Genomic DNA, 12,802 nt, shown 5'->3' on the forward strand with positions numbered 1-12,802 from the left:
CCCGGGGTGCCGGGCCGGATGGTGCGCGGGCATACCCGGAGAGGGTATCGGGCGCGCGATGTATTGCAAAACCAGTGAGGTAAAAACCACGATGAACACAATGAAACGTATGACAACGATGAACACCAGGCGTCGGTATACCGGGATCCGTCTGGCGGTCGCCACCACCCTGCTCGTTGGGGGTATCGCCCAGGCGTCCACACTCAGTCCCCCGCCGGGCAAGCCCGCAATAAGCGTCGGTGCAGGCCTTGCCGTGGCGCCGGTCTATGAAGGCTCTTCCGCCTACACGCTGACGCCACTGCCTCTGGTCAAAGCCGTTGCCCCGACGCAGGACTGGGGAACGTTTACCGCCAGCTTCCCGGAGGGGCTGCGCTGGGACCTCCCGGTCGGGGACCTGTTTGGCGTCGCCCTGCTCGGCAACTACGACATGGGACGCAAGGAAAACATCCGCACCCTCAGCGGACGCAACCATCACCTGCGCGGCATGGGCAACCTTGACGGGACCACGCAGGCCGGGGTTGAGCTGAGTATCAACTACGCCCCGTACCGGGTGTTTGCCCGCGGGATGCAGGCGCTTGAGTCGCGTCGCTATGGCGGGGAAAGCCTCGGGCATACCGCTTACGCCGATGTGGGGCTGGGCTCGGAGATCCCGCTGTCCGACACGCTCGGCATGTCGCTTGAAACCTTCGCCACCTGGTCTGACCGCCACGACATGATGGCCCGCTTCGGCGTGACGCCGGAGCAGGCCCGTCGTTCTGATTTCCACGCTCACCGTGCCGGTGGCGGGCTCCGCGGCGTCACCATGCAGTGGGGGCTGGACTGGCAGTACGGCCCTCAACTGACCTATTCCGGCGGCGTGCGTCTGACGACGCTGTCCAGTCATGCTGCGCGCAACAGTCCGCTCACGGAAAAAACCACGGCGGCGGCGCTGTTCCTTAACGGCATGTACACCTTCTGACGGGAGGCATCATCGTGCGCTATCTCATCGTATCTGAAAGTGACGTGTACGCTCACCACATTGCCGTTGTGCTGCGCGCAGGGCTGGAAACGGTAGAAATCCAGACTAACTCACTGATGCCGCTGCCGGGGACCGGTGCGTGGCTGGAGGTGGAGACGGTCGACGCGGTGGTGCTTGATGTGTCAGGGATGTCACGAACGTGCGGTGCGGCGTGCGTGCGTCGCTGGGGGCTGGTGCTGGCGGAGAAACTCCCGCTGATGGTCGTTGCCGCGCCGGGGGCGCCGCAGGATGTGCCGGCGATGGTGCAGGCGGGTGCCTGCGGGGTGCATGACCGCGGTGAGGATGTGCGCGTTCTGCGGGCGCGCCTGCAGGCCCTGACCCTGCGCTGGCAGGGGCACTGCAGCCCTGAGCTGCGCCGTGGTCCGCTCCGTCTCGACCTGGTGAAGAGGCAGGTGTGGGTGAGCGGGGTGCCGGTTTACCTCACGCGGATGGAGTTCAGCATCCTCGCCCTGCTGATGCGCTGTTACCGCAAAAACCTGCAGCGGAGCGACTTAATGATGCGCCTGTATACCGACCCGCCGGAGTCGGGGGGCGGGCATATCCTCGCGGTGATGATGGGCCGGCTGCGTAAAAAACTGGGCGCGTACGGTCTGGATTCGTCGCTGGAGACGGTGCGCGGTGTCGGATACCGGCTGGACCTCGGTGTGGACATCGCGCCCGGTGTGGTGACGAACCCGCGTGCCAGAAGTGCCGGACGGCGGGGCAGCCTTCGCGTCCGCGCCAGGAGTGCAGGCTGGGGCTGGTCAGCCGGGGCAGGCAGGGAGGCGGTGTGATGACGTGGTGGTGGGCCGGGATGGCCGAGCCCGCGGGGCAGGCGCTCTGGCTTGCCTGGGGCGTGGTGGCCGGGGTCGCCACGGGCGGTGAATTGTGTCGTCGCTGCCTGACTGCCGGACTGTATCGCAGCATTGCGCAGTATTTGCCGCCGGTCGCGGTGCTGCTGGCGGGTCTGGTGGTTCTCTGGCCCGTACTGCCAGGCATCGATTTGTCTGGACCTGTCCCCGACCGCCCCTCACCGCCCGCCCTGTACCGGGGCGTGTTTCTGGTGAGGGGCGTTGTGCCTGACGGCTACAGTGCACCGCCGGAACGGGCTGCACTGCGTGAGGTGACAGAAAGAGAGGGGCGGTGCGACTGCGGGAATGCGTGGCCCCTCCCGGCGGGATGCGGCTGTCCTTCGGGGCTGAGAAACAAGGTGATGGAATGAGAAAAACAAAAGGTAATGCGCCTCGCCCGGAAATCCCGGGCTATGAGGCACTGACACCGGAGGAGATGCGGGTGCTGACGGTGCCTCCCCGGGACTGGTATGCGGCGGCATCAGAAGCGGCTGCGCGGGAACGGTCCGGGGAATACGACTCCGCCCGGGTGTACTGGGTGCGGGCGGCCTCGCTGTCCGTGCTGTCACTTGACCGGCACTGGTGTGAGGCCCGTGCGCTGTGGTGTGCCCGTCAGCTTATGTCGGGAGGGAGAGAATGATGCCGCCTGTGAAAGACGGTCATTCACCGCGCGGGCGCATCGGCACCGGGAGCGGGTATCGCTCACGCGCGGGATACATCATGCCTGCAGGGATTGACCTGGCCGGCACGCCGCCGATGTGGGTGGCGGTGGCCTGGTGGGGGTGGCTGCGCGGGACCCCGTTCCGGCGGGAGGACGTTGAGCTGGCCTTTCAGGTCAGCGCGCGCACGGCGAACAGCGTCATGGTGTACCTGTTCCGTGCGCACGGGGAGTTTCTGCAGTGTACCCGTATCGACGTGCCCCAGCCGGGGCGTCGGCCGCGGTTTCATCTGATGGTGGGGGCGGCTCCGCCAGTGGAGCAAAGGCATCGGGCTGCGGTTCTGGCTGCCCGACGGCACAGGCGCAGGCGCAGCGTGTGACACAGCAGAGTATCGGGCCGGCCTGGGCATGGCCTGTCAGTATAAAGGAGAAAACATGATGAATACGGGAGGCCTGCATCTGTGCGGGCGTTATGCGTTGCTGCTGGTGCTGGCTGCGCTGAGCACGGGCTGTGCGGATACCCGGTGGATGAAAGCCGGTGCCGGCCCGCAGGCGCGCGAACAGCAAATGACCGCCTGTGAGGCACAGGCGCTGCGGGACCTGCCACCGGATAACGTGGTGTCTCACCGGGACGTCCGCGGTAAGGGAACGCTGAAGGACAGCGGGAAGGCAAACGCTGAGCAGAGCACGGACTACCGCGTGCAGGATGCGAACCGCTGGCAGCGGGAGACGCTGGTTCGCGACTGCATGTTCCGCGCCGGCTGGTCTGAGGTCTCTGCCGGCGGAGGGGCGTAGCGATGAACGCCGGGCGAAGGGGCATCATCTTTCTGGCGGGCGTGCTGATATCTGCGGCGGTCGCTGCCGGCGAGGCATCTCACCGGCCCGGCGTTTTCTGGCCGCATGCCGGGGTGGTGTGCGATCCGTCTGCGGGCTTTTGTGCCGGTACCGGCGGAATGTCGCCCTGGCTGACCGGGCGGTATCTGGGGCAGGCCGCCCGCGATGCCCTGGAGGAGCGGTCTGTCAGGGGGGGGCGGGTCTGATATGACGCGCTTTACCCTGAGTAACGGCCTGCGGTGTGACGTGCAGGTCAGGGCCTGCTGGCGGCAGGACCGGTCAGGTCGCGTGCAGTTCAGTGAGGCGGCGACGGGGGAATTGTTCGGACGGTGATGAGCCGGTATCCCTCCACGCACGGCGGCGGTTCGCGCAGCCTGTTCCGGCCCGGCCCCCGTCGCCTCAGGCCGGTGAGGTACTGGCTGCTCTGCGGGGGATGTGCCCTGCTGGCGTACCACGTCCTGACCGGCATCGGGTGCGCGCTCTGGCCGCTCAGCCATCCTGCACGCGGCGTGGTGTGTGACCGGGTGATGCGGGTCTGCGCCACGGCGGCAGGGCTGTCCGTTCCGGCGACCACCCGCTGGCTGGGTGAGGTCGCAGGGCGACAGCTTGATGCGTACCGGGCGCGGGGCGGGGACCTCCGGCGCTGGCAGTTCAGTAACGGGGTGACCTGTGATGCGGTGCGGTCACGGTGCTGGCAAAGTCCGGGACGACAGGCGGTGCTGACCGGCCTCAGCGGGGAGCTGTTTTTGACGGGGCACAGCCCGGATGCGCTGTCCCGGGCAGATGAGGCCTCATGTGGCTCAGGGTGTATCACGAACACGAGAAGGGAAGGTGATGATGAAAAAATACAGAACATACGGTGGTCTCCTGCTGCCGCTCTGGCTGTGGAGCGCACTGGCTTTTGCCGGTTCACCGGATACGGCCGGCGGACGCAAGGCACTGGCACAGCTTGATGCCACCGTGCAGGACCATGTGAGCGCGATGCAGCAGGCGGGTGATGCAACCGCCGCGGGTATCCGGGAGGGCGTCAGCGTGGCGCAGCAGCGCCAGCAGGAAAAGCTTGACCTGCAGCTGCGTATCAGCTCGCTCCGGTCAGAGATGGGGGCGCAGGCTGACATGACGCGCAGACAGGCGATTGCCCGGCAAATTCAGCAGCTGGAAGCCCGGCGAAGCCGCTTATAAACACATTCACAGCCACGAGATATCAAAAGGAATCACACGAATCATGAACATGACCCGAATGGCCCTGAATCGGGCGCTGGCGCTGCTGGCCCTGGTCGCAGCCTGCGTCCCGCTGTGCGGGCGGGCAGCCACGCTGCCGGAAATGCAGCAGCACTATGCCGGACAGTGGCAGGAAAAGCACGGCCCGCTCACCGCAGCACCGCCGCCGGCCCTGTCCGCCCTGCTGGCTATGCACGCCGGTGCCCCGGCCGCACAGTACAGTACCCTGAGCGCCCGTGAAGGGCTGGCAACCCTGACCCGGGAGTACACCCCGGCCCCGGACGGTGAGCTCCGGGTGGTGAATACGGATGTGGACACCGGCGGGCGACGCATACCCGTGCGGATATATCAGGGGGCAGCCGGCATGACCGGGCGAACGGCCCCCGGGGTGCTGTTCTTTATTCACGGCGGCGGGCATCTCAGTGGCTCAGTTGAGGTCTATGACCCTGTTGCCCGTCACCTGGCGCTGGCCACCGGTGAGACCGTCGTGGCGGTGGACTACCGCCGGGCCCCGGAGAACCCGTATCCGGCAGGGCTTGAGGATGCGCGGGCGGTGCTGATGCAGACCTACCGTCTGCTGGACCGCCAGCACATTCCCTACACGCGGCAGCTGACGCTTGCCGGCGACAGCGGGGGCGGGGCGTTTAGCGCCACGCTGGCCGCGGAGCTGCAGTCCACTCACCCCGGCCTGATTAACCGCCTGGTGCTCATTTATCCGAGTCTGGACTACACCCTGAACTGGCCGTCCGTGAAGGAGAACGGGACCGGGAAGCTGCTCGACGAGGCCAAGGTGCGCTGGTACTTCGACCAGTATTTCCGGCATGACGAAAACCGGCTGGCGCATTCTCCACTCTATATGCCGGTGACGAAGCGTTTTCCGCCGGTGCTGCTGTTCAGCGGCGGACTCGACCCGCTGCGCGATGAGGATTTTGCCTTTGTGGCGCGCCTGAAGGCGGCGGGTATTCCGGTGCGGCACGTGCATTTCCCGGAGGTGGTGCACGCCTACCTGATGCTGGAGAGCCTGGTGCCGTCAGAGGCGAAAGCCACTTATCAGGCCATTGGCGCGTTCGTGCATGACGCGGAGCGGCGATGAGATGATCCGTTTTTCCGGCATGCCGCCCGGAAAGCGCGGGCACGGCATTCGCCGTGTCCGGAACACAGCGGCGTAAGGAGTGGTAAACATGAACATGATGCGACATACCCGAAAAATGGTGCTGGCGGGCGTGCTGTCCGTCAGCGCCCTGCCGGGGCTGCTGCAGGCGGCTGAAACCGACCAGAAGTCGTTTCAGGTCAAGCTGACGGTGACGTCCTCCTGCGATATCCACACGGCCGACGCGACGGATGTGGATTTTGGCAGCAACAAGTCCACGGCCGGGACGGTGACCGCGCAAGGGGGGCTGACGGTGAACTGTACCAACGGGACGCCGTATGACATCGGGCTCGACAACGGTGCTAACTTCGCCAGCGGGACCCGTAACATGAAGAGTGCCACTGATACAGACCTGGTGGCCTATACGCTCTGGAAGGATGCCGCCCGGACGCAGGCCTGGGGAAATACCCTTAACAGTGACACCCTGCAGGGGACGGGGACCGGACAGGCGCAGACCCTGACCGTCTACGGCAGCACCAGCCTTGGCGGACAGAGCCTGAAGGCCGGGAGTTACGTGGATGACGTGACGGCAACCGTCACCTACTGAGGCAGGACCCGGGGAGGGTTGTCCTCCCCGGCATTCATTTTGACAGGGAGAAGCATGTGCGTAAAACAGTAATGGCAGTGGCCCTGATGCAGGGGCTGATGATGGTGTCCGGTCTGGCGCAGGCCGCGGCGCTTCAGGTCAGTCCGACCACGGTCGTCTTTGGCCAGGCGGGAAAATCGGAGCGGGTCTGGCTGACGGCAAGCGGCGACAGGCCGGTCACGGGTCAGCTCAGGCTATACCAGTGGGAGCAGCGCGACGGTAAGGACGTTCTGACCCCCTCACGGGAGGTTATTCCCTCCCCGCCGGTGATGACCGTGCCTGCGGGGGAGACCCAGCTCCTGCGCCTGGTCAGCAAGGTTCCGGCAGGACCGAAGGAGAAGGCGCTGCGCCTGATTGTTGATGAGCTGCCTGAAGCCGGCGCTGCGGTACCGCAGGGCGGGGTGCAGTTTTTGCTGAAATATTCCATTCCGGTCTTTATTCCGCCGGCAGGCGGGGCGCTGGCCCGGCCTGCCCCCGGAAAGCTGCCGGACGGCGTGACGTTCACGCTGCGTCAGACGGGTAAAGAGAGCCTGCTGGTTGCCGACAATGCCCGCAATGCGCATATCCGGCTGGCAGGGCTTGAATACGTCACGAATGCAGGGAACGTCCAGGTCCTGCGGCCGGGGCTGCTGGGCTATGTCCTGGCCGGAGGCCATCAGCAGTGGTCGGTGAAAACGCCTGCGGGGCCGGGATATTTCCGGGCGCGGGTGAATGATGACACGACGCCGGCTTCGCTGCTCTCCTGGTCCCGCTGAGGGGCTGCTGGCGCTGCTTTGCCTGCCTGCGGGGACCCTGTGGGCAGGTCAGGCCGGCGCGGCGCTGTCCGGGCTGGACTGTCAGCCGCTGTATGCGGAGGTGCTCCTGAATGACCGGCGCGTGCCGGAGCTGGCGGAGCTCTGCCGGGCGGGGGAAGAGACAGAAATGACCCCGCAGGCGCTGGAGGCGCTCGGCTTTCAGCAGGATTTACTGCCGCCGCCGCAGGCCTCCGGGCGGATTGCCCTGAGCCAGGTGCCGGGGGTGAGTGCACGCTACGATCCGCTTCGCGTGCTTCTTACCCTGCGCGCGCCGGCCGGTCTGCTGCAGCTGCAGCGGTATTCGTCAGGAGGTGAAGGCCTCCCTCCCCCCTCACTCTCCTCTCCTCCCCTCCCCGGGGTGTTGCTGAATTACAGTCTGTATGCTGCCCGGGCTGAGGGGGAGATGAGCGCCAGCGGCTGGAGTGAATGGCAGATGCATGGCAGCGACAGCTGGCTGCTGTCAGACAGCCAGCGCCTGGTCTGGCAGGCGGCGGATAAACGCGTCATCCACCTGGATACCCGGCTTCAGCGTGATTTTGTCGGTCAGGCCCTGACCCTGACCATGGGGGATACGGCCACGGTCGGACCGGACTGGAGCCGGTCAACCCGGATAACGGGCCTGCAGCTGGGCCGTAATTTTGCCCTGCAGCCGGAGAGCGGAACGGCGCCGGATGCGCTGCTGACCGGCCAGGCGACCCTCCCTTCCACCGTCGATATTTACATCAATCAGATACGCCAGAGCACGCAGCGGGTCCTCCCCGGGCCGTTTGATATAGAAGGGATGCCGGTACGCAACGGGGTGAACAGCGTACAGATGGTGGTGACCGACATCACCGGCAGGCAGCAGGTCCGCAGCTACAGCCTCTACGGCGCGTCATCATTGCTGAGGGCCGGACTGAGTGAGGGCTCGCTGGCGGCAGGCGTGCCGCGCCGTTCGTGGGGGATCCGGGATTTTGATGTGGACGGTAATCCGGTCTTCAGCGCCAGCCTGCGTCGCGGAATGACGGACACGCTGACGCTGGAGAGCCATACCGAAGGGCGCCGGCAGGAACAGATGGCCGGCGCGGGGCTCAGGTGGATCCCCGACAGCCAGGCCGGTCTGGTGAGTCTCGCTGTTGCAGGCAGTACCGGAAATGGCCGGCAGCTGTCGTGGGGATGGGAGCGCACCAGCGGTCCCCTCAGCCTGTCAGTCAGCGAGCAGCGGGTGAATGACCGCTTCCGGGACATTGCCACCGGGGAGGGCGCCGTATTACCCCGCCTGAGTCGTCAGGTTTTTGCCGGGCTGAACACGCCCTGGGGTAATCCGGCGCTGGGCATCATCCGTCAGGAGGACCGGGAGGGGGCCGCAAGGCGCTATACCAGCCTCTCCTGGTCATGGGGATGGCAGGGCGGCTCCGTGAGTCTGACCCTCAACCGGCAGGCGGGGCCGTCACCGGCCCGGAGCGTGGCGCTGTGGCTCTCCGTTCCGCTGGGCAGGGAGATAACGCTGAACGTCTCCCGGACGTCAGCCCGGCAGGGTGACAGTATGACGACCAGCCTGTCAGGCCGGCATGACGCGCTGGACTGGCGGGTATCGCAGGGCACCACGTCCGGCCACGCCAGTCAGTCTCAGGCCGAGGTCAGCCAGCGTGCGGACTGGGGTGACCTGTCGGCCGGCATCACGCAGATGCACGCGCCGCATACGACGACGGCCCTGTACGGTTCGGCCAGCGGCAGCGCGGTGCTGCTCAGGCAGGGGGCCTGGCTCACCGCCCCGGTCAGCGAGGGATATGCCCTGGTGTCGACGGCCGGGGTCCCGGGGATCCCCGTACGCCTTGAGAACAACCTGGCGGGGGTGACGGACGGCCGGGGCTATCTGCTGCTGAATCACCTCCAGCCCTGGCAGCGCAACAGCGTCTCTCTGGATGTGGCGTCAATAGGGGATAACTGGAGCCTGGGGCAGACGAGCCGGGAGGTTGTCCCGCCCCGCCATGGCGGGGTGCTGGCCTTTTTTGACGTCAGGCGCAATGTCTCCGCCGAGCTGCATCTCACGGATGCGGGAGGGCAGCCGCTGCCGGCAGGCGGGGCGGTGAGCCTCTCAGGCCTGCCCCTTACGCAGGTGGGACACGACGGGATGGTCTGGCTTGCCGACCCGCCCTCAGAGGGGAGACTTGAGGTCTCGGTGCCCGGCGGGGGCTGTCAGGTGGTCCTGACCCCGGCCCTGGTTCACCGGGCGCAGAAGGCCCCGGTACAGACGGTATGCAGGATACCTGCAGAGGAGAAGAGCAGATGATACGGGTGAGCATGTGGGTGGCGGTTCTCCTGCTGGCGGGAGGTGCCGGGACGGCGTGTGCCGGCGTGAACTGCTGGGTGGAGAGGGTCGGGGACCTGAATTTTGGTGCCGTGAGCTACCGCACGCCGACGGACGCCTGGGCCGCCGTGAACTATGGCTGCCAGGTCCCCTGGGAGGCGACGGGGGCGGTTTACCACATCCGCTTTTGCCACTTTCTGATGGCTGATGCGGCCATGCCGGGAGTGGCACCAAGGCGGCTGCGGCACTGGGACGGGTCGCAGATGGCCTGGGATGTCTATCACGATGCGGCCCGGACGCTGCTCACGGGTCCCCCGGGCGGCGTCTGGCCGGTGGAAAGCTGGACGCTGGACGGGGCCAGCAATGCCCGGGTCACCGGCAGCCGCATCCTTTACGGGCAGGTACCGGCCGGGCAGGGCAGCCTCAGTAACGGGACGTATGAGAGTCATTTTAACGGTGGCCGGCTGCGCTGGTACTGGACGAAAGGCAGTACGCCGGCACCGTCAGAGGCCGCCTGCCGGTCAGGAAGCGGCGGGGAGGGAGGCGGTGAAGTGGGGTATTTTCTGAACGTGCAGGCGCAGTCTCAGTCACCCTGTCTTATCCGGTCCGTGACCCCCCTTGACTTCGGGGTTCACGTCCGCCGGCTGGTCAGTCCGGCTGACGGGGTGAGCCGGATAGACGTGAGCTGTCCGCTGGCTGTGGCCTGGCGAATGACGCTGGATAACGGTCAGCACGGTGCGGGAGGGGCGCGCAGGATGGTGAATGCCCGGGGAGACGCCCTCGGGTACGGGCTCTGGCAGGATGCGGCCAGAACGGTGCCCTGGGACGGGAATGGCCCGGGGGTGAACGGAACGGGGCAGGGGCTCAGCGGGGTGAGTACGGTCAGCGTGTACGGGCGGGTACCGGTACAGCAGGCGGTCTCGCCCGGGGAGTACAGCGATACGGTGACCGTGACGCTGACGTACTGAGGCAGGGGTGCAGGCCCGCTTCCCGGACGGGTTTACGGCAGAGTGAGGAGGGAATATGAGAATGTCAGTGCAGGTCATTCAGTACATCATGGGGTGGATTGACGACAATCTGCATCAGCCCCTGCATATAGAGGATATCGTCCGCCGTACAGGGTACTCCCGGCGGCACGTGCAGCGGCTGTTTTTGCAGCAGACGGGCGTGAGCCTGGGGCGTTATATCCGCGAGCGCCGGCTGCTGCTGGCCACCTGTGAATTACGCGACAGTGCCCTGCCGGTCGGGGATATCGTTCACAAATATGGCTACAATTCCCTGCAGAGCTTTTACCGCACCTTTACCCGCAGGCATCAGCTGCCGCCGTGCGTCTGGCGCCGGACGCTGGCCGGGGCTGAGCCCGCGGGCCTTCCGGCAGCGCCCCTCTCCCCACCGGGGAAGGGTGGCGGAGAACGCCGGTGACGCGCCGGCATCCTGACGCCGTACGCCGGACGGGGGCCGGTGCGGCCATCTGGCTTCTTCCCCTGATGGCGCTGCTGCTCGGGGGCGGGAGCCTGTTTATGCATCTGCGGCAACAGGGTACCCTCGTCACCGTCATTGCCGACCGGGCGGACGGGATTAAGGCGGGGAAAACCCGGGTAAAAAGCCACAGCGTGGACGTCGGCGTTGTGGAAAGCACGCGGCTGTCGGACGACCTGGAGCATGTTGTGATGCAGCTCCGGCTGAAGCCGGGGGTGAGCCGGCTGCTGAGCGGCGAAAGCGTCTTCCGGCGCGTTGAGGCCCGCGCCGGACCGGAAGGGGTGACCGGGCTGGAGACCCTGCTTCGCGGTGACTGGATAGCCCTGGAGCCCGGGGGAAAGGGGCCACGCCCTGCGGCGTACCGGCTGGCTGACGGGGAGGCGACGGCGTCTTCCCGGGCGAAGGGGGTGCGTATCGGCCTCACGACCCCGGATGCCGGTCTGGTCCAGGCCGGGGAGCCGGTTCTGTTTCAGGGATACCGGGTCGGGCAGGTGGAGCACTGCGCGCTGGACGCAAAGGCGCGGCAGCTTTTTTGCCGGGCCTTCATCCGGGCACCGTATGACCATCTGGTCACCACCCGGGTCCGCTTTCACAAAGAGCACGGCGTGGCGATGGCGGCGGGGGCGTCCGGGATACACCTGAAGGTGGCCTCCGTCACAACCCTGCTGAGCGGCGGCGTCAGTTTTGACCTGCCGCAGGGCATGCCGTCGGGTGTCCCGGTGAAAAACGGCGCGATGTACGCCCTCTATGGGGACCGGGAGGCTGAGGAGGAGAGCCGCTTCACGCAGCATACTGACTATGTCATGTACTTTGAGGATACGGTGCGCGGCCTGTTGCCGGGCGCGCCCGTTGAGTTTCGGGGGGTGCGGGTGGGAACGGTCAGCAGGGTCCCGTTTCCGGGGGCGGGGGAGGCGCAGCTACTGCACGAGGATTACCGCATTCCCGTTGCGGTGCGCATCGAGCCCGGCCGGCTGGTCGGCATGGCGGAAGGGGATGCGGATGCACGCGAGCAGATGGATGCGCTGATACGTCGCGGTATGCACGGGACGCTGAAAATAGCCGATCTGGTAACCGGTGCCCTGTATATTGAGCTGGATTGCTGCGGGAAGGGGGCGACGTCCGGGGTGCAGGTGACATCGTCCGGCTACCCGGTTATCCCGAGCCTGAAGGGCGGACTGATACAGGTTCAGCAGGGGCTTCTCTCCGCGCTCGACAGGTTCAGCGCCCTGCCGGCGCGGGAATTACTGACTCAGGCGACGCGTACGCTGACGCAGGGGCACCAGACCCTGCGCGACGTGCAGATGACGCTGGACGCCCTCAACCGGACCCTGTCATCCCCTGCGGTACAACGGCTTCCGGCAGACACGCAGCAGACGCTGAGGACGCTGCAGGGGACGCTGCAAAGCGTGCAGCCGGGAACGGTCGCATACACCAGAATGGTGGCTGATTTGCAGAGGCTGAATCAGGCGCTTTTGCAGCTGCAGCCCGTGCTCAGCACGCTGAACAGCCGGAGTAACGCCCTGGTGGTGGAGGAAAAGCCGGAAGCGGACCCCGTGCCGGTCGCCCGCTGAAAGGGATGAGTGAGGTGTGAATTATTTGTGACGGGTGTTTTTACATGCTGAATGCGGCTGAAACATACCGTTAACACTGCGTAATTGTGGAACCCCCGTGGGGCGGGACATACTTCCACGCAGTCAGGGAGAGGCTGGCTGCCGGGGAGTACCGCGCGGGCACGCTCATGCCGGGAAAGGCAGGGCGGCGGTATTCTCTGGCAGTGACGGCGCTTTACGGCCTGCGATGAAGGGGTAACCCGGAGTGGCCGGAGAGCACCTTCGCATGAGTACGGGTGTGCATTCTGGTATCGCGCTCTCGACCGCAGCATATTCCGTGCTCAGCCGAAGGTGATACCGACATCGTTGCGGGTTATCGGCCTGTAAGACTA

Annotated in this window: 15 protein-coding genes and 1 pseudogene; all 16 read left to right on the plus strand. The window is 66.1% G+C overall.

Going from position 1 to position 12,802, the window contains the following annotated elements; genetic code table 11:
* Positions 1-100: 100 nt before the first annotated feature.
* Complete coding sequence (locus DEO48_RS25560; protein ID WP_219933024.1) at positions 101-958, plus strand: MipA/OmpV family protein; 858 nt, start codon at positions 101-103, stop codon at positions 956-958.
* Between the two features lie 14 nt (positions 959-972).
* Positions 973-1,791 (plus strand): response regulator transcription factor, encoded by an 819-nt coding sequence (locus DEO48_RS25565; protein WP_109846658.1) that lies wholly within the window; start codon positions 973-975, stop codon positions 1,789-1,791.
* Positions 1,791-2,219, plus strand: coding sequence for a hypothetical protein (locus DEO48_RS25570; RefSeq protein WP_109846659.1), 429 nt, complete (start codon positions 1,791-1,793; stop codon positions 2,217-2,219). The genes DEO48_RS25565 and DEO48_RS25570 overlap by 1 nt, the downstream gene beginning before the upstream one ends.
* Positions 2,216-2,488 carry an ANR family transcriptional regulator gene (locus DEO48_RS25575; RefSeq protein WP_109846660.1) on the plus strand — a complete coding sequence of 91 codons (273 nt, stop codon included), beginning with the start codon at positions 2,216-2,218 and terminating at the stop codon, positions 2,486-2,488. Before DEO48_RS25570 ends, DEO48_RS25575 begins: the two co-directional genes overlap by 4 nt.
* A complete protein-coding gene (locus tag DEO48_RS25580; protein WP_146198341.1) occupies positions 2,449-2,886 on the plus strand; it encodes a hypothetical protein in 438 nt (145 codons plus the stop codon). Before DEO48_RS25575 ends, DEO48_RS25580 begins: the two co-directional genes overlap by 40 nt.
* Before the next feature lie 55 nt (positions 2,887-2,941).
* Entirely contained in the window at positions 2,942-3,301 is a 360-nt protein-coding gene (locus tag DEO48_RS25585) for a hypothetical protein (RefSeq protein WP_258306205.1), read from the plus strand.
* A gap of 2 nt (positions 3,302-3,303) precedes the next feature.
* Positions 3,304-3,546, plus strand: a complete 243-nt coding sequence (locus DEO48_RS27440; RefSeq protein WP_109846662.1) for a YcgJ family protein — start codon at positions 3,304-3,306, stop codon at positions 3,544-3,546.
* A 126-nt stretch (positions 3,547-3,672) separates the two neighbouring features.
* A complete protein-coding gene (locus tag DEO48_RS27445) occupies positions 3,673-4,293 on the plus strand; it encodes a YcgJ family protein (RefSeq protein ID WP_109846663.1) in 621 nt (206 codons plus the stop codon).
* Positions 4,175-4,522: a hypothetical protein gene (locus DEO48_RS26885; RefSeq protein ID WP_181367065.1), complete on the plus strand. Its 348-nt coding sequence runs from the start codon at positions 4,175-4,177 to the stop codon at positions 4,520-4,522. The genes DEO48_RS27445 and DEO48_RS26885 overlap by 119 nt, the downstream gene beginning before the upstream one ends.
* A 43-nt stretch (positions 4,523-4,565) precedes the next feature.
* Complete coding sequence (locus DEO48_RS25605; RefSeq protein ID WP_109846665.1) at positions 4,566-5,654, plus strand: alpha/beta hydrolase; 1,089 nt, start codon at positions 4,566-4,568, stop codon at positions 5,652-5,654.
* An 88-nt stretch (positions 5,655-5,742) separates the two neighbouring features.
* Positions 5,743-6,258, plus strand: coding sequence for a spore coat U domain-containing protein (locus DEO48_RS25610; RefSeq protein WP_109846666.1), 516 nt, complete (start codon positions 5,743-5,745; stop codon positions 6,256-6,258).
* Between the two features lie 56 nt (positions 6,259-6,314).
* Positions 6,315-7,052, plus strand: a complete 738-nt coding sequence (locus DEO48_RS25615) for a molecular chaperone (protein WP_146198343.1) — start codon at positions 6,315-6,317, stop codon at positions 7,050-7,052.
* Positions 7,009-9,363 carry a fimbria/pilus outer membrane usher protein gene (locus tag DEO48_RS25620; protein ID WP_109846668.1) on the plus strand — a complete coding sequence of 785 codons (2,355 nt, stop codon included), beginning with the start codon at positions 7,009-7,011 and terminating at the stop codon, positions 9,361-9,363. The genes DEO48_RS25615 and DEO48_RS25620 overlap by 44 nt, the downstream gene beginning before the upstream one ends.
* On the plus strand, positions 9,360-10,349 hold the full coding sequence (locus DEO48_RS25625) for a spore coat U domain-containing protein (RefSeq protein WP_181367064.1): 990 nt from the start codon (positions 9,360-9,362) through the stop codon (positions 10,347-10,349). The genes DEO48_RS25620 and DEO48_RS25625 overlap by 4 nt, the downstream gene beginning before the upstream one ends.
* A 55-nt stretch (positions 10,350-10,404) precedes the next feature.
* Positions 10,405-10,722, plus strand: a pseudogene (locus DEO48_RS25630) (helix-turn-helix domain-containing protein); the annotation flags it as partial.
* Positions 10,723-10,799: 77 nt separating this feature from the next.
* Entirely contained in the window at positions 10,800-12,431 is a 1,632-nt protein-coding gene (pqiB, locus tag DEO48_RS25635) for an intermembrane transport protein PqiB (RefSeq protein ID WP_258306206.1), read from the plus strand.
* The last annotated feature ends 371 nt before the right edge of the window (positions 12,432-12,802 follow it).

Origin of the sequence: Enterobacter sp. CGMCC 5087 (assembly GCF_003144775.1) — a bacterium.
GTDB classification, from domain to species: Bacteria; Pseudomonadota; Gammaproteobacteria; order Enterobacterales; family Enterobacteriaceae; genus Enterobacter; species Enterobacter cloacae_M.

Excerpts from the sequence above, each read along its gene's own strand:
- DEO48_RS25610 (WP_109846666.1), top strand. The coding sequence starts at position 5,743 with ATGAACATGATGCGACATACCCGAAAAATGGTGCTGGCGGGCGTGCTG.
- DEO48_RS26885 (WP_181367065.1), top strand. The coding sequence starts at position 4,175 with ATGATGAAAAAATACAGAACATACGGTGGTCTCCTGCTGCCGCTCTGG.
- DEO48_RS27440 (WP_109846662.1), top strand. The coding sequence starts at position 3,304 with ATGAACGCCGGGCGAAGGGGCATCATCTTTCTGGCGGGCGTGCTGATA.
- DEO48_RS25560 (WP_219933024.1), top strand. The coding sequence starts at position 101 with ATGAAACGTATGACAACGATGAACACCAGGCGTCGGTATACCGGGATC.
- DEO48_RS25570 (WP_109846659.1), top strand. The coding sequence starts at position 1,791 with ATGACGTGGTGGTGGGCCGGGATGGCCGAGCCCGCGGGGCAGGCGCTC.
- DEO48_RS25605 (WP_109846665.1), top strand. The coding sequence starts at position 4,566 with ATGAACATGACCCGAATGGCCCTGAATCGGGCGCTGGCGCTGCTGGCC.
- DEO48_RS25585 (WP_258306205.1), top strand. The coding sequence starts at position 2,942 with ATGATGAATACGGGAGGCCTGCATCTGTGCGGGCGTTATGCGTTGCTG.
- DEO48_RS25625 (WP_181367064.1), top strand. The coding sequence starts at position 9,360 with ATGATACGGGTGAGCATGTGGGTGGCGGTTCTCCTGCTGGCGGGAGGT.
- DEO48_RS27445 (WP_109846663.1), top strand. The coding sequence starts at position 3,673 with ATGAGCCGGTATCCCTCCACGCACGGCGGCGGTTCGCGCAGCCTGTTC.
- DEO48_RS25575 (WP_109846660.1), top strand. The coding sequence starts at position 2,216 with ATGAGAAAAACAAAAGGTAATGCGCCTCGCCCGGAAATCCCGGGCTAT.
- DEO48_RS25620 (WP_109846668.1), top strand. The coding sequence starts at position 7,009 with ATGATGACACGACGCCGGCTTCGCTGCTCTCCTGGTCCCGCTGAGGGG.